The organism is Microbispora rosea, assembly GCF_900156315.1.
GTDB lineage: Bacteria > Actinomycetota > Actinomycetes > Streptosporangiales > Streptosporangiaceae > Microbispora > Microbispora rosea.
This window is the reverse complement of the sequence record NZ_FTNI01000007.1, coordinates 213,288-230,633: the sequence shown is the minus strand read 5'-3', so window position 1 is coordinate 230,633 and position 17,346 is coordinate 213,288. Positions and strand designations below refer to the sequence as shown.

Sequence of the window (17,346 nt, the reverse complement as noted above, 5' to 3'; positions counted from 1 at the left end):
GATTCCAAGGAGTGCCGGTGCGGACCTTCGAGGCGCTGCGGGAGGACGATCCCCGGGAGGTGGGGCCCTTCCGGATCGAGGCACGCCTGGGTGAGGGCGGGATGGGCCGTGTGTATCTCGGGCGTTCGCGGAGCGGGCGTGCCGTCGCGGTGAAGGTCGTGCGGCCCGAGCTGGCCGGCGACGCCGATTTCCGCCGCAGGTTCGACCGCGAGGTCGCCACGGCCCGCAGGGTCAACGGCTTCTTCACGGCCGGAGTGGTGGACGCCGACCCCCAGGGGTCGCCGCCGTGGCTCGCCACCGCGTACGTGCCCGGGATGTCGCTGGAAGACGCCGTGGACGAGCACGGGCCCTGGCCGGAGGAGTCCGTCCTGGCCCTGGCCGCGGGGCTGGCCGAGGCCCTGGAGTCGATCCACGCGGCCGGGGTCGTCCACCGGGACCTCAAGCCGTCGAACGTGCTGCTGGCCGACGACGGCCCCCGCGTCATCGACTTCGGCATCTCCTTGGCCGCCGAGGGCGGCTCGCTGACGAAGACCGGCATCACCATGGGATCTCCCGGGTTCATGTCCCCTGAGCAGCTCAAGGGCGCCCGGGTCGGACCGGCGAGCGACGTGTTCTGCCTGGGGCTGGTGCTCGCGTTCGCCGCGACGGGCAGCGGGCCCTTCGGACAGGGGTCCTGGCAGGGGCTGTGGTATCGCATCGTCCACGAGGAGCCGGCCCTCGACGCGCTGCCGCCCACGGTACGGACGCTGGTCGCGCGGTGCCTGGCCAAGGAACCGGGCGGGCGGCCGACCGTGTCGGCCGTGCTGGACGAGCTCTCCGACAGCGGCCGAGTCTCCGCCTCGCCCGTCCAGCAGAGCGGGTGGCTCCCCCCGAGCGTGGCGCAGGCGGTGCGTACGCGCGTCGCCCCGACCCGCGCCCTGACCGCGTCACCGGAGACGCCGCGCTCGCTGCTGTCCGACGGGCCCGGCGCGGCGGCGTCCGATGCGGCGGCGTCCGGCCCGGGGACGCCGAGAGCTCCGGGAACGCCGTGGACACCGGGAACGCCTGGAACGCCGGGAACGCCTGGAACGCCGGGAACGCCGGGAACGCCGTGGACACCGGGAACGCCGCGTCCGCACATGGCCGGCCCGCCCGGGGATCCCCGGGCGGGCGGCGGATCGGCCCCGCCGACGTTCACCCCCGGTCCGCGGCCGGCCTATCCGGCGCCGGGCCCTCCGTTCTCGCGCCCCGTGCCCTACCCGGCGGGACCCGCGCGCCGCCCCGCGAGGCCGTACGCGCCGCCGGTGCGTCCCGCGGCCGGGCGACGGCCCAGGCGGTACCCCGCCTGGTTGCGGCGCACCACGCGCGCCTGGGCGGTCCTCTGCGGGCTCCTCGTGGCCGTCGCCGCCGTGTGCGAGGTCGGCATGGGCATCTCCGCCACGCCGAGGAGGATTTCCACCGACGGTTCCGCGCTGACCGTCACGCTGAATCCCACGCTGAAGCCGGCGATCTACGTCTCCGGCGCGTCACCGGGCCCGCGCTGCGAAGTCGCGAACGGCCGCGGGCGGAACGTCAGGCTGGCCCGGCCGGCGGCGAGCTACCGGCCGTTCACCACGGGCGACACCGAGTGGCGGCTGCTCTACGAGATCCGCCCGCCGAAGACGGACACCTACACGGTGACGTGCTCCGGCGACGACACCGTGTTCGGCGTGGGAGCGGCGCCCTCCTCCGGCGCCCGGAACGTCTCCGCCGCCGCCGTGGCACTCCTGGTGCTCCTCGCCGTCTTCGGAGCGCCGGCCCTGCTGGTGGCCGCTTTCATCACCAGGAAGTGACGTCCGGCCCCCCTGGGCCGAAGGCGCCCGGCCTCCGCCTGTCACTTGGCGTCGGCGTAGCAGGTGACGGCCACCGCCTCCATCGGGAAGCGGACCGTGGTGTCGCCGAACAGCAGCCGGGTCGCCTCGTCCGCCGCGCGGCCGACGGCCTGCCTGACCTCGCCCGCTACGTCGAGCGGGCAGTGCACCATCACCTCGTCGTGCTGGAAGAACACCAGCCGGGCCGGGTCCGGCAGCAGCCCACGCAGCACGGCGAGGAGCGTCAGCGCCCACTCGGCCGCCGTCGCCTGCACGACGAAGTTGCGGGTGAACCTCCCCCGGTCCCTGGCCGCCCTGGCGCCCTCGGGACCGGCGACCAGGCGCCGCCACCGGTCCGACGGGGGCGGGCAGGTGCGGCCCAGCCACGACCGGACGAGCCGTCCCTCCTCCCCCGCGCGGGCGGCGTCCTCCACGAACGCGTACGCCTTGGGGAACCGCTGCCGCATGACGGCCAGCAGCTTGCTGGCGTCGCCGCTGGTCCCGCCGTACATCGCGGACAGCATGGCGATCTTGGCCGACTCGCGGACCCCGCCGAACGCCTGGGCCAGCGCGGCGTACAGGTCGATCTCCCCGGCCGCCCGCGCGAGCCCAAGGTCACCGGACAGCGCGGCCAGCACCCGGGGTTCGAGCTGCGCGGCGTCGGCGACCACGAGCGTCCAGCCGTCGTCGGCCATCACGACCTTGCGCATGACCTTGGGGATCTGCAGCGCGCCGCCGCCGCTGGTGGCCCACCGGCCGCTCACCACCCCGCCCACGACGTACTCGGGCCGGAAGCGGTCGCCGCTGACCCACTGCGCGGCCCAGGTCCAGCCGTGGAAGCTGTACAGGCGGGCCAGTTCCTTGTACGCCAGCAGCGGCGCGACGGCCGGGTGGTCGACCGTCTTCAGCACGTGGGAGCGGGTGGACGGGATCTCGATCCCCGCGGTCTTGAACGCCCTGACGATCTGCTGCGGGGAGTCGGGGTTGACCAGGTGGCCCAAGGCGGCCGACACCTCGTCGGCCAGGGCCTGGAGCTTCGCGGGCCGCATGCCGTGGGCGGGGCGGGGCCCGAGCAGGTCGGTCAGCAGCGCGTCGTGGACGTCCTCGCGCCAGGGCATGCCGTCGTGGCCCATCTCCGCGGCGATGAGCGCACCGGCCGACTCGGCGGCGACGAGCAGGCGGAACCGCCCGGGATCGGGCTTGCGCGCGACGCGGCGGCGCTGGTCCTCGAAAACCTCGGCGACCATGTCGGCCTCGGGCACTCCGTGCCGCGGCGGCGCCGGGTCGAACAGGCTCGCCTGCGTCCCGCCCCCCTGATGCGCGTCAGAGGCCTCGTGCGGGTCGTCGGGCACCGGGAGGCCGCGCAGGCGCGCGTAGGCCGCCTGGACCCCTCTGGGCTCCCCGTAGCGCCCGTCCGCCGCCAGCAGCAGGTTCTCGGTCAGCGTGACGTCGTGACAGCGCGACAGCCGCACCCCGGCGGCCAGCAGCGCCGGGTAGACCCGGCGCGCGTCGGCCCACACCCAGCGGGGCCGCTCGGCGGCCTCCAGCGAGCCCACGGCCGCCGCGAGATCGGAGACGCGGCTCGCCGGCCCGCCGAGGGGCTTGACGGTGCCGCCCCCCTCGGCGTCGGCCGCCACCACAACGTGCACCCCACCAGCGTGCCAGGCGGCGCCGACATTTCCCCAGCCGACGTCTCCAGCCGACGTTTTCCCAGCCGGCGTCTCTCCGACCGACGTCTCCCCGGCCGATGCCTCTCCGACCGTCGTTTCCCGGCCGTCGTTTCCCGGCCGGGCCTACCGGTCAGAGCGGTATCTCGACCTCGTCCTCCAGCGGCGGCTCCTCCTCCTGCGGGAGGCAGCCCGTCGCGGCGAAGCAGCGCAGCCGGACCGTGTCCCCGGTGACCGACAGGTGGAGGAAGCTCTTGAAGAAGGGCGGAGTGTCCCAGTCGGACAGTTCGGAGATGTACCGGTGGAAGACCCGCCCCACCGGCAGGCGGAACGGCATCGGCCAGCCGCCGAGCAGCCGGGCCGCCCACTTCACCCGCGCGCCGATCGGCGCCCCGGGCGTGGGCCTGGGCGGGGTGTTGCCGATCCGCCGGGACATCAGGGCCAGGCCCTCCTCCGGCGTGACGTACAGCCCGGGCAGGCGCAGCCTCCTGCTGTAGAGCAGGCTGTAGAAGGACAGCGAGTCGCCGCGCAGGGGATAGCACTTGAAGTCGTCCTCGTGCACGCCCGCCACGTCCACCCGGGGGATCGTGTGGGTGGCGTGCATGAAGGCCCCGCCGCCCCCGGACACCACGTACTGGATGAGCCGCCCGTCCACGCGGACCGGGTAGCGCTGGTAGTTGTGCACGTCGCCGCCGATGGCCGCGACGTAGTTGTGCGCCGGGTCGCGGACCACGTCGTCCACCGTGCCGCCGCCCTCGATCTCGCACGGGTGGTAGGCGTTGTTGACGTAGATCGGCTTGCCGGTGATCAGGATCTTGGGCCGGGGGTCGGCGGAGACCCGGCGCAGCCAGTCGCCCTGCTCGCGGTCGAGCGTGCCCTTGATGCCGGTGTCGATGCCCACGAGCAGCAGGCGGCCGGTGTCGATCACCCAGTAGGGCCCCGGCAGCGCCGGGCCCGGGTTGGGCCGCATCTTCCTGGCCTGGGCGAGGGCGTCCTCGTCGATCGTCTCCGGCTTCTTCCACAGCAGCCCGCGCAGCCCGTCCGGCGAGAGCCGGAACCCCCGCTGTTCGGCGGACAGGGAGTGGGCGTCGCAGAAGACCCGCATGAAGCCGCCGAGCCCGTCGTACCAGTCGTGGTTGCCGGGCACGGCGAAGATCGGGGCCGGGTAGTCCTTGTAGGGCCGGAAGAACTTGTCGCCGTATTCGTTGCCCGAGCCGGTCGGGTAGATCACGTCGCTGGCGATGACGGCGAACGCGGTGTCCGCGCCGAGTTTGAGCAGCCCGGGCACCACCGCGTACTGCGAGGCGTCGCCCTCGCCGGTGTCGCCGAGCACCAGGAACGAGAACTCCTCCCCCAGATCGAGCCTGATGCGGAAGTCCTCGTCCACGCCGCGGTCGCGCTGGGCCGCCACCCAGCGGCGGCGGACCTGCGGCGAGGGGTCGCCGAACAGCTGGGCGAGCACCTCGTTTCGGGAGCGCCACAGCGTCGCGGGGTTCAGCCAACTGAAGGAGCTCCGGGTGGGTCTCAGCGCGTCGAACGTGCCGATCTGCGCGCAGTCCCAGCCCGCTCCGGCCTGCGACACCCGTGACGAGACCTGCTTCCCCCGCGCGGCGGCCGCGCCCATATCGACCATGGGAACAATCTTGGCAATTTCACGGGATCAGCACACCCGGGTTGAGGATCCCGGCGGGGTCGAGCCGCTCCTTGACGCCCCGCAGGATCTCGCCGCCCAGGTCGCCGATCTCCGCGGCGTACGCCTCGCGATGGTCGCGGCCGACGCCGTGGTGGTGCGAGATCGTGCCGCCCGCCTGCACGATCGCCTCGTTCGCCGCGCGCTTGGCGGCCGCCCACTGCCCGAGCGGGTCGCCGGTCTGCGCGGTCACTACCGTGAAGTACAGCGAGGCCCCCGTGGCGTAGACGTGGGAGATGTGGCACATCACCAGCGGGGACCCGAGCGCGCCGAGCAGGGCCAGCCGTACGGCGTCGTACAGGCGCGGCAGGTTCGACCAGAAGCAGGCGGTCTCCAGGGTCTCCACCGTCGCCCCCGCGGCCAGCAGGGAGTCGCGCAGATAGGGGGCGGAGAACCGGCCCTGCGCCCACGCGTCCCCCGGCTCGGGCCCGAGGTGCACGCCGCCCGCCTCCACCAGCACGGCGGCGGCCAGGTCCCGCCGGTAGGCCACGTCGCCGGTGGAGCCCTCGAAGCCCGCCACCAGCAGGCAGCCGGAGTCGCGCCCCGCCGCGCCGAGGTCGGTGGGTTTCGCCAGCCCCACCATGGTCTCGGTCTCGTCCGACAGCCTCAGCACCGTGGGCGGCGGGGCCTCCTGCTGCGCGAGCCGCCGCATGGCGGCCGCGCCCTCGGCGAAGCCCGCGAACCGCCAGCCCTCGTACGCCCTGACGGCCGGGGCCCGCCGGACGCGCAGCCGAAGCGAGGTGATCACCCCGAAGGCGCCCTCTGAGCCCAGGAACACCTGGCGCAGGTCGGGCCCGGCGGCCGACTTGGGCGCGCGGCCGATCTCCAGAGTGCCCCGGGGCGTCGCCACGGTCATGCCGGCGACCATGTCGTCGAACCTGCCGTACCCGGCCGAGGCCTGCCCGCTGGACCTGGCCGCCGCGAAGCCGCCCAGCGTCGCGTACTCGTACGACTGGGGGAAGTGCCCGAGCGTCAGCCCGTGCGCGGTGAGGAGCTGCTCGGCCTGCGGCGCGCGCAGCCCCGGCTCCAGCTCGGCGATCATGGACACGGGATCGACGGAGACGAGCCGGTTGAGCCTGGCCAGGTCGAGCGCGACGACGCCGGTGAAGCCCCCCTCGGAGCCACACCGGGCCGCCACGAGGCCGCCGACCACCGAGGTGCCCCCGCCGAACGGCACCACGGCCACCCGATGCTCCGCGCACAGGCGGAGCACGGCGGCCACCTCGTCGTGCGAGCCGGGGAGCACGACGGCGTCGGGCGCGTCCGAGGCGTCCCCCGCGCGCATGAGCAGCAGGTCGGGGGTGGACTTGCCCCGGGTGTGGCGGATGCGGGCGTCGTCGTCGGCCCGCACATGCTCGTCCCCCACGATCGCGGCCAGCGCGGCCAGGAGGGGCGGCGGCAACGCGACCGGCGGCAGCCGCACCTCGCCGAACGTCGCCGCCGGTGTGGCGGGCGCCCGGACGCCGAGGAGTTGCGCGAGCAGGTCCCGCACCGGCGCGGGCAGCTCGGCGGCCTTGGCGGGATCACCCCAGCCCGACCAGAGCATGGGTTCCGCCGCGGTGAGAGGGGATTCCATAGCCGTCACGCCTCCAGGTAGGTTACTAAAGAGTAATGCGCAAGTAGTGGAGGGGAAATGAACTCCTCACTGAACGCGGCCAGGCGCCGGTGGGAGCTCGACGAGGCACGTACGGACGTCGTCGACGTCCTCGTGGTCGGTCTGGGGGCCACGGGGGCCGGAGTCGCGCTGGACGCCGCCTCACGCGGGCTGTCGGTCGCCGCCGTGGACGCCCACGACCTGGCGTTCGGCACCTCCCGGTGGAGCTCCAAGCTGATCCACGGCGGGCTGCGCTACCTGGCCAGCGGGCAGGTCGGCGTGGCCTGGGAGAGCGCGGTGGAGCGCGACGCCCTGCTGCGCTTCATCGCGCCCCATCTGGTCGCCGCCCACCCGTACCTGCTGCCGCTGACGCCGGACGTCCCCCGGACCCAGGCCGCGGCCCTGATGGCCGGCTATCGCCTGGGCGACGCGCTGCGGGCCGCCTCGGGCACGCCGCGGCGGCTGCTGCCCGGCCCCTCCCGGGTCGCGGCCGGCCGGGCGCTCGCGCTCGCCCCGTCGCTGCGCGCGGACGGCCTGCGCGGGGCGCTGCTGTCGTGGGACGGGCGGGTGGTGGACGACGCCCGCCTGGTCGTCGCGCTGGCGCGTACAGCCGCCGCCCACGGCGCGCGGATCCTGACCCGCTGCCGGGCGCTGGCGCTCGGCGGGGACGGCGCCCGGGTGCGCGACGAGCTGACCGGCGAGGAGTTCGACATCCGGGCCCGTGCGGTGATCAACGCGACCGGTGTGTGGGCCGGAGAGCTGACGCCGTCGGTGGCGCTGCGTCCCTCGCGGGGCACGCACCTCGTCCTGCGCCCCGGGGCGCTCGGCGCGCTGCGCGCGGGGCTGCACGTGCCGATCCCCGGTGAGCGCGCCCGCTTCGCGCTGGTGCTCCCCCAGGCCGACGGGCGGGTCTACGCCGGGCTGACCGACGAGCCGCTCGACGGCCCGGTCCCGGACGTCCCCGAGGCTCCCGAGAGCGACGTCGCGTTCCTGCTCGACGTCGTCGGGACGGCGCTCGACCGGCCGCTGCGGCGCGCCGACGTCGCCGGCGCCTTCGCCGGGCTGCGGCCCCTCGTCGACGGCCGCGTCGGCGCGGCGGACGCGGCCTCCGGCCCTGCGGGGGGACGCAGCGCCGACCTGTCCCGCCGCCACGCCGTGCTGCGCTCGCCGGACGGCGTCGTGACGGTCGTGGGCGGGAAGCTCACCACCTACCGGCGGATGGCCGAGGACGCCGTCGACGCGGCCTGCCCGCACGCGCGCGCGAGCCGTACGGCGCGGCTGCCCCTCGTCGGCGCCGGACCGGTGCGGCCGGGCACGCCGGGCCGGCTGGCCCGCAGGTACGGCTCGGAGGCCTGGGCGGTGCGCGACCTGATGCGCGAGGACCCGGCCCTGGCCGAGCCGGTGGCGCTGGGGATCACCCGGGCCGAACTGGTGTGGGCCGTGCGCCACGAAGGCGCCCTGGACGCCGCGGACCTGCTGGACCGGCGGACCAGGATCGGACTGGTGGCCGAGGACCGCGCGGCGGCCCTGCCCGCCGCCGAGGCCGCCCTGGCCTACTCCTGATCGTCGCCCGCCTGCATACGGGGGCGGGCGTGCCGGCCCCCATCATGGGCCCCTTCCCGCCGCGCGCGTCCCGTTCCCCGCTGCGCGGGCCCCCTTCCCGCCCCGCGGGCCCCTTTCCGCCGCCCGGGTCCGTTCCCCGGCTGCCTGGCACATACCGACAGCATCGGGATATTTACGGATTTAACGTGGATTTACGGACCCACTCCCACACCCCCCGGCGTCATTGGTTAAGGTTAGTCTTACCTAAGAAACGCGAGAGAAGGACGGGACCGGATGGCCAACGGGTGCGAGCACCCCGCCGCCTGCCACACGGGGGAGGCGCCGATCCTCGCGAGCGCGACCAAGAAGGGCCGGTTCTGGCTGCTCATCGAGCACGCGGGGCCCTGGGCCGCGGAGCTGGAGGAGTCCCGCCTGCCCGATGCGATCCACCGGCTGATTTCCCGCGCCAGGGCTCTTGACATCCGGCCGCAACTGATCCGCCGCCCCGGCCGCCGCGAGGCCGTCACGGGCCCCCTGCACGTCTACGTCGCCGCGTCCGCGGTGGACCATCCGTGGCTCGCCGAGGGCTTCGTGGAGCGCCCCGACGATCTTGACCTGGGCGCTCTCGTGCACGGAGTGGTTCCGGAGTCCTGCATACTGGTGAACGAGCCGATGTACCTGGTCTGCACGCACGGACGGCACAACGCGTGCTGTGCGCGTCTCGGACTCCCGCTGGCGCGGTTCCTCGACGAGAACCTGCCCGGCGAAGTGTGGGAAACCACACATGTCGGCGGCGATCGATACGCCGCCAACCTCGTATGCTTGCCACACGGGCTTTACTACGGCAGCATGTCTCAGGCTGCTGCGATCGCGGCGGCAAACGCGTACCGGCACGGCGAGGTCGTCCTCGACCGTTTCCGGGGACGCGCGGGTATCCCTGAGCCACTGCAGGCCGCCGAGCACTTCGTCCGGACTCACACCGGCGAGATCTCGGTCGGCGGGGTGGCCGTGGAATCCTCCCGGTCGGTTGACGACTCCACGATCTGCGTCGTGCGTTGCACGACGCGGCGTGGGACGTCGCGGTTTCGGGTCGTGGTCGAGCCCACGGTGTGCACAGCACCGTGCGGATCGATCTGCGCCGACGGAATCCCGACCTACAGGTTGGCCGAGCTGAGCGAGCTCACGCCGGTATTGACCTGAGGGCTCCGCCCCGGAGCCGGGAACACCACGGCCTATCCCGGCGTTGGCACAAGGGACGCCACAAGCGTCCAATGCGGCACAAACACTGAAATACCTCTCACCAAAGGTGGTTTCTCATGTCTCAGGTACGTCGGCAGCTCGCCCGCCCGCGCCCCAGCTGGGGTTGGCAGGATGATGCCGCGTGCCGGGGAGAGGACCTGGTGCTGTTCTTCGGTCCTGACGGTGAGCGTCAGCCCGAGCGCGACATCCGGGAGCGCAAGGCCAAGGCCATCTGCGCTCAGTGTCCTGTGCGAGCTGAGTGCCTCGACTACGCGCTCTCCCGCCCGGAGAAGTACGGCACGTGGGGCGGCCTCAACGAGGACGAGCGCGCGTCGGAGCGTCGCCGTCGTATGCGCCGCGCGGCCAGCGCCGGCATCAGCGCCGTCGCCTGAGCGTTTCCCCCTTCCCCGACACGCGTCACCGCTGGGCGCTTCGCGTCCCGTCCCCCGAATGCGGGCGACGGCGCACGCGGAGCGCCCTTCAGGTGTCATCCGTCCCGCCCCGCCCCGGCCAGCAGGCCCAGCACGTCGTCATCGGAGAGCTGGTCGAACCGCCGGTACCACTGACCCACCGCGCGGAAGTTCTCCGGCGTGACCGGCACGACGATCTCGTCCGCCTCGCCCCGCATCGCCTCCACCGTCTCCGGAGCGGCGACCGGCACCGCCAGGGTCACCCGTCCCCGCCCCGCCTGGATCGTCCGTACGGCCCGCAGCGCCGCGCGCGCCGTTCCCCCGGTCGCCAGGCCGTCGTCCACCACGATCACGTCACGGCCGCGCAGCTCCGGCAGCGACCGGTCTCCCCGGTAGACCCGCACCCGCCTGGCCAGCTCACGCCGCTCCCGCCCGGCCACCTCCGCCACGTCCTCCGGCTCCAGTCCGAGCCGGTCGAGCATCTCGGAGTCGAACACGGGCCGCCCGCCCTCCGCGATCGCGCCCACTCCGAGCTCGGGCCGGGCCGGGTGCCCGATCTTCCGGGTCACCAGCACGTCGAGCGGGGCGCGCAGCCGCTCCGCGACCGGTGCGGCCACCGCGACGCCGCCGCGCGGCAGGGCGAGCACCACCGGATCCCGCGGGGCCATGTCCCACAGGATCTCGGCGAGGAGCGCACCCGCCTCGGCGCGGTCGGCGTACGGCAGCCGCACCCGCATCGTCTTCACGTTCCGGTCATACCCGCCGGGGACGGGAGCCACCCGGACCTACGGGCGGCTCATGCCCCGCATCTGCTTGTGGATGGTCTTCCACTTGCGGGTCTCCTCGGCGCGCAGCCGGGCGTCGGTGCGGCGGGCCATCCAGGCGGCCTCGCGCTGGAGCCTGTTCCAGCTCTCCAGCCGCCGCTCGGGCAGCTCGCCCGACTCGACGGCCGCCAGCACCGCGCAGCCCGGCTCCGACCGGTGCCGGCAGTCGGAGAACCGGCAGTCCTCGGCCAGCTCCTCGATGTCGGAGAAGACCAGGCCGACGCCCTCGCTCATCTCGTACAGCCCGACCCTGCGGATGCCGGGCGTGTCGATGACGAGCCCGCCGCCGGGCAGCGGGATGAGCTGCCGGTGGACGGTGGTGTGCCTGCCCCGCCCGTCGGCGGCCCTGACCTGCTGGGTCTCCATGACCTCCGCACCGGCGAGGGCGTTGACGAGCGTGGACTTGCCCGCGCCCGACGGGCCGAGGACCACCGCGGTCCCCGAGGGACCGAGGTGGGCGCGCACCAGGTCCACACCGTCGCCGGTGAACGAGCAGACCGGATGGACGTCGACGCCCGGCGCCGCCGCGGCGACGTCGGCGAGGAGATCGTCCAGCCCCCGGTTCGGCAGATCGCCGAAGAGGTCGGCCTTGGTGACGAGCACGACCGGCCGGGCGCCGCTCTCCCAGGCGAGCGCCACGAGGCGCTCGATCCTGCCGAGATCGGCGAAGTCCGTGGCGTGCATGGACGGCTCGGCCACGAAGACCACGTCGACGTTGGCGGCCAGCACCTGGCCCTGGCCGTCTCCCGACAGCCCCCCGCGCGAGTCGCGGCTCACGCCGCCCCGGACGAAGGCCGTACGGCGGGGCAGCACCTCGGCCAGTTCGTAGCGGCCCCCCTGGGATGAGGACAGGTCGAGCCGGGCGAGCGCGACCCAGTCCCCCACGCACGGAAGCGCGAGCGGATCGGCCGCCGCGGCCCTGCGTACGCGGGCGCCGAACCGCGCCTGATGGGTTCCGTCGGCGGCGATGACCTCGGCGGCGCCCCGGTCGACCCGCGCCACACGGGCGGCAACGGCGCCGCCGGGCAGGTCGGGGAGCTGCTCAGCGAGCCCGTCGTGCCAACCGAGAAGAGAAAGATCGTTGAACACTGCTGGTGAACACCCTTCGGAAACCGGGTGTCCCAGCGAGAAGAGCTTAGGCGGGCACCCGGGAGTTGACGGACGGCATGGTCGTCAGAAAGACCCGCATAGTCCTCACCTCCCTGGTCCCGGCCGCGTGGTCGCGGCGACGGGGGAACACTAACAGCCCCGCACTCACCCGCCGCAACCCATTTATCCCCCACCCATGCCGGTGATCTTGTAGTTTGTCGCAGAGCGAAGAGAAAGCGCAGGTAGACGACATAGCAGCGCAGTCGTGATCTTGCAGAGATTCATCGAATCAGCCGCCGACCCGGCCTTCAAGTGCCCGTGATCTTGCAGTCGGCGGAGACCGCAAGATCACGCTGCGACTATCAGCAGGCCAGGTGGGCAGCCGCGACATCTCGTGCAAGATCAAGCACACGGACGGCGCAGGTGACCGGCTGTCGATGCGACAAACCGCAAGATCACGGTGGTTGGGGGGTCAGGAGAGGCCGGGCGCGGGGAAGCGGCCGGTCAGCTCGGTGACCTCGCCGTGCACCCGTGCGATCACGTCCTCCGCGTCGCCCTTCGCGACGGCGGTGACGACCTCGTCCATCCATGCGGCGATCTGGCGCATCTCGGCCTCGCCCATTCCGCGCGAGGTGACCGACGGCGTGCCGATGCGGATGCCGGACGGGTCGAACGGCTTGCGCGGGTCGAAGGGCACGGTGTTGTAGTTGGTCTCCAGACCCGCCCGGTCGAGGGCCTGCGCGGCCGGCTTGCCCCCGACGCCCTTGGACGTGAGGTCCATCAGGATCAGGTGGTTGTCGGTGCCGCCGGAGACCAGGTCGAACCCGCGGGCGAGCAGCTCGTCGGCGAGCGCCTGGGCGTTCTTCACGATCTGCGCGGCGTACGCCTTGAACGTCGGCTGGGCGGCCTCGTGCAGGGCGACCGCGATGGCGGCGGTGGTGTGGTTGTGCGGGCCGCCCTGCAGGCCGGGGAACACGGCCTTGTCGAGCGCCTTGGCGACCTCGTCGGTGTTCGCCATGAGCATCGCGCCGCGCGGGCCGCGCAGGGTCTTGTGGGTGGTCGTGGAGATCACGTCCGCGTGCCCGACCGGCGAGGGGTGGGCGCCGCCGGCGACGAGGCCCGCGATGTGGGCGATGTCGGCCGCGAGCACCGCGCCGACCTCCTTGGCGATCTCGGCGAAGGCCGGGAAGTCGATCGTGCGCGGGATCGCGGTGCCGCCGCAGAAGATCAGCTTGGGCCGGTGCTCGAGCGCCAGCGCGCGCACCTCGTCCATGTCGATGCGGCCGGTGTCGCGGCGCACGCCGTAGCGGACCGAGTTGAACCACTTGCCGGTGGCGGACACCGACCAGCCGTGGGTGAGGTGGCCGCCGAAGGGCAGGCCCATGCCGAGCACGGTGTCGCCCGGGTTCAGGAACGCCAGGTAGACGGCGAGGTTGGCGGGCGAGCCCGAGTAGGGCTGGACGTTGGCGTGGCTCACGCCGAAGACCGACTTGGCCCGCTCGACCGCCAGCGTCTCGATCTTGTCGATGACCTGCTGGCCCTCGTAGTAACGCTTGCCCGGGTAGCCCTCGGAGTATTTGTTCGTGAGGACGGTCCCGGTCGCCTCCAGGACGGCCCTGGACACGTAGTTCTCTGACGCGATCAGCTTGACGGTGTCGGCCTGCCGCCGCTCCTCCGCCCTGATCAGTTCGGCGATCTCGGGATCGACGACGTTCAGCGAGTTCTCAGCCATGGCGCCTTCCTTCTCCACGTCGACGTCGGCGGCGACCCAGGCGCACGGCCTCCGCAGATTCGCTCCCCGGTGGTGCCCCACCTGCGCCCATCGGGCGCTCCAGCGCCAGTCGCGATGCCTTCAACCCTATCGGAGCGCGCCTCGTCCGAGAGCCGGGCGCGGGACCGGCGGATGCCGGTCGAGGAACCGCCGGGCGACGCGGTACAGGCCCTCCGGGCCGGGCCGGGCCACCGCCGCACGGCGGTCCGCCGGGGGCGGCGTACGGGGGCGGCGTACGGGGGCGTAGGGCCGATCATCGCCGGTGCGTCGCGGTGGGGTCACCGGGGGAAGGCTGTGCGCCCATCGGCGCCCGCTACCGGGACAGATCAGCCTTTACCAGACTTGCGGTGATGGTGCTCGTGCCTGGTGGCGCCGCGCAGCGGCCAGAGCCGGTCCACCTCCGCGTTCAGCGTCGCGCCGATGAGCACGGCGAGCGCGGTGATGTAGAGCCACAGCAGCACGGCGATCGGCGCCGCGAGCGAGCCGTAGATCGACAGCGGCGTGAACCAGGCGGCCAGCACCTCGCGCAGGAACGCGGCGCACACGATCCAGATCAGCAGCGCCAGCACGGCCCCCGGGACCTCGCGCCACCAGCGCGTGCGGTGCGGCACGCTCACGTGGTAGAGCAGCGTGAGCATCAGCACCGAGCCGATCACGAGCACGGGCCAGTAGAGGATAGTCACGAGCGCGGCGTACTTGGGCAGGGCGTTGGACATCAGGGTGGGCCCGATGACCAGGATCGGCATGACCACCAGCCCGATCAGCAGCGCCGCGAGATAGAGGACGAACGACAGGACCCTGGTGCGGATGATCCCCCGGGTCTCCCCCAGGCCGTACGCGATGGATATCAGGTCCACGTAGACGAACAGGGCCCGCGAGCCCGACCACAGCGACAGCAGGAAGCCGACGGAGATCAGCGAGACCTGCCCGCCGCTCAGCACGTCGGCGAGCAGCGGCTTGACGACCCGCTGAACGGTGTTGTGGGTGAACAGCAGCTCGGACTGGTCCACCACCCAGCGCTTGATCTCGGCGATGGCGGCCGGGCCGAGCAGGCCGCTCAGGTGGCCCATGACCCCGAGCAGCCCGAGCACGAACGGCGGCAGCGACAGCAGCGCGAAGAACGCCGCCTCGCCCGCGAGGCCGGTCACCCGGTAGTTGACGCCCGCCATCGTGGTCGCCTTGACCAGGGACCAGAGGTTCGTGTCGCGTATCCAGGTGAGACGCGCCCGGGCGAGCGCCATGCCCTTGCGCGTAAGCCGCGGCCTGCGCGATGGCGCGTCCGTGGAGGTCATGGCACCCAACCGGTCATGAGAACTGGGCTCTACCCGCTGCCGCGGCGGTTAGTACGTGACCTGCGGGCGGATTGTCGCCGCCAAGAATAGGGGCCCCCACCCCCTGCTCGCGAGAACCGTCGCTCGCGAGAATCGTGTCCGTATCTCGGCCGGGACCGGCGGCGCGCCCCTCCGGTTCGCTCGGTCTGCAGCACGGCGTTCACAATGGAGACATGATCTGCCCAGCGTGCAGGGAGCACCGGCACGAGGAGTGCCGCGGCGGGTCCTGGTGTGACTGCCAGCATCAGGAGCCGTCCGAGAGGGAGCACGAGGCCGAGCCGCCGGAGAACTGGGTCCGCAAGGGCTGACGCGCGTTACATTGCCGTCACAATCCCGCATCCTGGACACGAACTTGGACATCCAGGATCTCAGAGGTATCGTTTGGGACATGCCAGCGGACCCGTTGCTCGTCGTGCGACGCCACGTCGATCTCCTGCGTGTCCGTAGCGCGATCTGTATCGACGCCGGCTGACCGTCGCCCTCCGCTGTTCCATCCCGGGCGCTCGGCCAGGCGTCGTTTTTGTATGCCCTCACACTCGACGGCGAGGTGAGAGGCCGCCTGCGCCGGTGTCCGCCGAAACCCGATCTCAGACCGAGCCTCGGAGAAGGACGTGTGCCCATGAGCACCCCGGCCCGCCCGGCGAACCGCCACCACAAACGCCCGCGTGGCGAAGGTCAGTGGGCTCTCGGTTACCGTGAGCCGCTGAACAAGAACGAGGAGAACAAGAAGGCCGATGACGGGCTTAACGTCCGCCAGCGGATCATCGACATCTACTCGAAGGGCGGGTTCGACTCCATCGACCCCGCCGACCTCCGGGGACGCTTCCGCTGGTTCGGCCTCTACACCCAGCGCAAGCCCGGAATCGACGGCGGCAAGACGGCGATCCTGGAGCCGGAGGAGCTGGACGACCGCTACTTCATGCTGCGCGTCCGCATCGACGGCGGGCAGCTCAGCCTGGAGCAGCTCCGCGTGATCGCCGACATCTCCAACGAGTACGCCAGGGGCACCGCCGACATCACCGACCGGCAGAACATCCAGCTCCACTGGATCGACATCGAGTCGGTGCCGGACATCTGGCGGCGGCTGGAGGCGGTCGGCCTGTCCACCACCGAGGCGTGCGGCGACACCCCCCGCGTCATCCTCGGCTGCCCGCTGGCCGGGATCGACGCCGGCGAGGTGATCGACGGCACGCCGCAGATCCGCGACATCTACGACCGGTACATCGGCGACAAGGCGTTCTCCAACCTGCCGCGCAAGTTCAAGACGGCGATCAGCGGCTGCACGGCCCACTGCACCGTCCACGAGATCAACGACGTGGCGTTCGTCGGCGTGGTCAACGAGCAGGGCGAGCACGGCTTCGACGTCTGGGTGGGCGGCGGCCTGTCGACCAACCCGATGTTCGCCAAGCGGCTCGGCGCATTCGTACGGCCCGAGCAGGTCCACGAGGTGTGGGCCGGGGTCGCGGGCATCTTCCGCGACTACGGCTACCGCCGCCTGCGCCACCGGGCGCGGATCAAGTTCCTGGTCAACGACTGGGGCGCGGAGAAGTTCCGTCAGGTCCTTGAGACCGAGTACCTGAAGTACGCCCTGCCCGACGGCCCGGCTCCGGAGGCGCCCCGCGGCGGCCGGCGCGACCACGTCGGGGTCCACCCCCAGCGGGACGGCGGCTTCTACGTCGGCTTCGCCCCGCGCGTGGGCCGGGTGGACGGCGACACGCTGCACCGCATCGCCGACATCGCCGAGCGGCACGGGTCCACCCGGGTCCGTACGACCGTCGAGCAGAAGATGGTCATCCTCGACGTCGCCCCCGACAAGGTGGAGTCGATCGTGGCGGAGCTGGAGGCGGCCGACCTCCAGGTGAACCCGTCCACGTTCCGCAGGCAGACGATGGCCTGCACCGGAATCGAGTTCTGCAAGCTCGCGATCGTCGAGACCAAGGCCACCGCCTCGGCCCTGATCGACGAGCTGGAGCGGCGCCTGCCCGACTTCGCCGAGCCGCTGACGATCAACGTCAACGGCTGCCCGAACTCCTGCGCGCGCATCCAGACGGCCGACATCGGCCTCAAGGGCCAGCTGGTGGTCAACGACAGGGGCGAGCAGGTCGAGGGCTTCCAGGTGCACCTGGGCGGCTCCGTGGGCCTCAACCCGAGCTTCGGCCGCAAGGTGCGGGGGCTCAAGGCCACCGCCGAGGAACTGCCCGACTACGTCGAGCGGGTCGTCCGCAACTTCCAGAAGCAGAAGAACGAGGGCGAGACCTTCGCCGAATGGGTCCAGCGGGCCGACGAGGCCGACCTCAAGTGACCGAGCGGAGCGAGCGAACCGGTGAGCACAGCGCGTTTCGCGAATGCGACCCCGAGCC

Annotated in this window: 14 protein-coding genes and 1 riboswitch; of the genes, 7 read left to right on the top strand and 7 right to left on the bottom strand. The window is 72.6% G+C overall.

Annotated features, from left to right (window positions below; genetic code table 11):
- Positions 1-17: 17 nt before the first annotated feature.
- Positions 18-1,811, top strand: a complete 1,794-nt coding sequence (locus tag BXA11_RS43905) for a serine/threonine-protein kinase (protein ID WP_076434703.1) — start codon at positions 18-20, stop codon at positions 1,809-1,811.
- Positions 1,812-1,852: 41 nt separating this feature from the next.
- Here BXA11_RS43905 and BXA11_RS12935 read toward each other — a convergent pair whose 3' ends face one another.
- From BXA11_RS12935 to BXA11_RS12925, 3 genes are all read right to left on the bottom strand, one after another.
- Positions 1,853-3,478 carry a bifunctional 3'-5' exonuclease/DNA polymerase gene (locus BXA11_RS12935; protein WP_076434702.1) on the bottom strand — a complete coding sequence of 542 codons (1,626 nt, stop codon included), beginning with the start codon at positions 3,476-3,478 and terminating at the stop codon, positions 1,853-1,855.
- A gap of 151 nt (positions 3,479-3,629) precedes the next feature.
- Positions 3,630-5,129 (bottom strand): metallophosphoesterase family protein, encoded by a 1,500-nt coding sequence (locus BXA11_RS12930; protein ID WP_083744192.1) that lies wholly within the window; start codon positions 5,127-5,129, stop codon positions 3,630-3,632.
- A gap of 19 nt (positions 5,130-5,148) precedes the next feature.
- Positions 5,149-6,732, bottom strand: a complete 1,584-nt coding sequence (locus tag BXA11_RS12925) for an FAD-binding oxidoreductase (protein ID WP_076434700.1) — start codon at positions 6,730-6,732, stop codon at positions 5,149-5,151.
- An 87-nt stretch (positions 6,733-6,819) separates the two neighbouring features.
- On the opposite strand from BXA11_RS12925, the gene BXA11_RS12920 reads away from it, so the two are divergent.
- The 3 genes from BXA11_RS12920 (at position 6,820) to BXA11_RS12910 (ending at position 9,953) form a co-directional block, all read left to right on the top strand.
- The gene (locus BXA11_RS12920) at positions 6,820-8,343 is read left to right on the top strand and encodes a glycerol-3-phosphate dehydrogenase/oxidase (protein ID WP_076434699.1); all 1,524 of its coding nucleotides are present in this window, start codon (positions 6,820-6,822) and stop codon (positions 8,341-8,343) included.
- 273 nt (positions 8,344-8,616) lie between these two features.
- Complete coding sequence (locus tag BXA11_RS12915) at positions 8,617-9,522, top strand: ferredoxin family protein (RefSeq protein WP_076434698.1); 906 nt, start codon at positions 8,617-8,619, stop codon at positions 9,520-9,522.
- A gap of 116 nt (positions 9,523-9,638) precedes the next feature.
- Complete coding sequence (locus BXA11_RS12910) at positions 9,639-9,953, top strand: WhiB family transcriptional regulator (protein ID WP_076434697.1); 315 nt, start codon at positions 9,639-9,641, stop codon at positions 9,951-9,953.
- A 95-nt stretch (positions 9,954-10,048) separates the two neighbouring features.
- Here the strand turns inward: BXA11_RS12910 and BXA11_RS12905 are convergent, their stop codons facing one another.
- The 4 genes from BXA11_RS12905 to BXA11_RS12890 form a co-directional block, all read right to left on the bottom strand.
- On the bottom strand, positions 10,049-10,708 hold the full coding sequence (locus BXA11_RS12905; RefSeq protein ID WP_167769258.1) for a phosphoribosyltransferase: 660 nt from the start codon (positions 10,706-10,708) through the stop codon (positions 10,049-10,051).
- A gap of 48 nt (positions 10,709-10,756) precedes the next feature.
- Complete coding sequence (rsgA, locus tag BXA11_RS12900; protein ID WP_204053637.1) at positions 10,757-11,884, bottom strand: ribosome small subunit-dependent GTPase A; 1,128 nt, start codon at positions 11,882-11,884, stop codon at positions 10,757-10,759.
- Positions 11,885-12,356: 472 nt separating this feature from the next.
- Positions 12,357-13,634, bottom strand: a complete 1,278-nt coding sequence (gene glyA, locus BXA11_RS12895; RefSeq protein ID WP_425293410.1) for a serine hydroxymethyltransferase — start codon at positions 13,632-13,634, stop codon at positions 12,357-12,359.
- A 9-nt stretch (positions 13,635-13,643) separates the two neighbouring features.
- Positions 13,644-13,739, bottom strand: a riboswitch (ZMP/ZTP riboswitch).
- A 242-nt stretch (positions 13,740-13,981) separates the two neighbouring features.
- Positions 13,982-14,947 (bottom strand): YihY/virulence factor BrkB family protein, encoded by a 966-nt coding sequence (locus BXA11_RS12890; protein WP_239104974.1) that lies wholly within the window; start codon positions 14,945-14,947, stop codon positions 13,982-13,984.
- 212 nt (positions 14,948-15,159) lie between these two features.
- Here BXA11_RS12890 and BXA11_RS45325 point away from each other — a divergent pair, with 212 nt between their 5' ends.
- From BXA11_RS45325 to BXA11_RS12885, 3 genes are all read left to right on the top strand, one after another.
- Positions 15,160-15,294 (top strand): hypothetical protein, encoded by a 135-nt coding sequence (locus BXA11_RS45325; RefSeq protein ID WP_275409698.1) that lies wholly within the window; start codon positions 15,160-15,162, stop codon positions 15,292-15,294.
- An 80-nt stretch (positions 15,295-15,374) separates the two neighbouring features.
- The gene (locus tag BXA11_RS45735) at positions 15,375-15,458 is read left to right on the top strand and encodes a putative leader peptide (RefSeq protein ID WP_357054749.1); all 84 of its coding nucleotides are present in this window, start codon (positions 15,375-15,377) and stop codon (positions 15,456-15,458) included.
- A 147-nt stretch (positions 15,459-15,605) separates the two neighbouring features.
- Positions 15,606-17,288 carry a nitrite/sulfite reductase gene (locus BXA11_RS12885; RefSeq protein WP_076434695.1) on the top strand — a complete coding sequence of 561 codons (1,683 nt, stop codon included), beginning with the start codon at positions 15,606-15,608 and terminating at the stop codon, positions 17,286-17,288.
- The last annotated feature ends 58 nt before the right edge of the window (positions 17,289-17,346 follow it).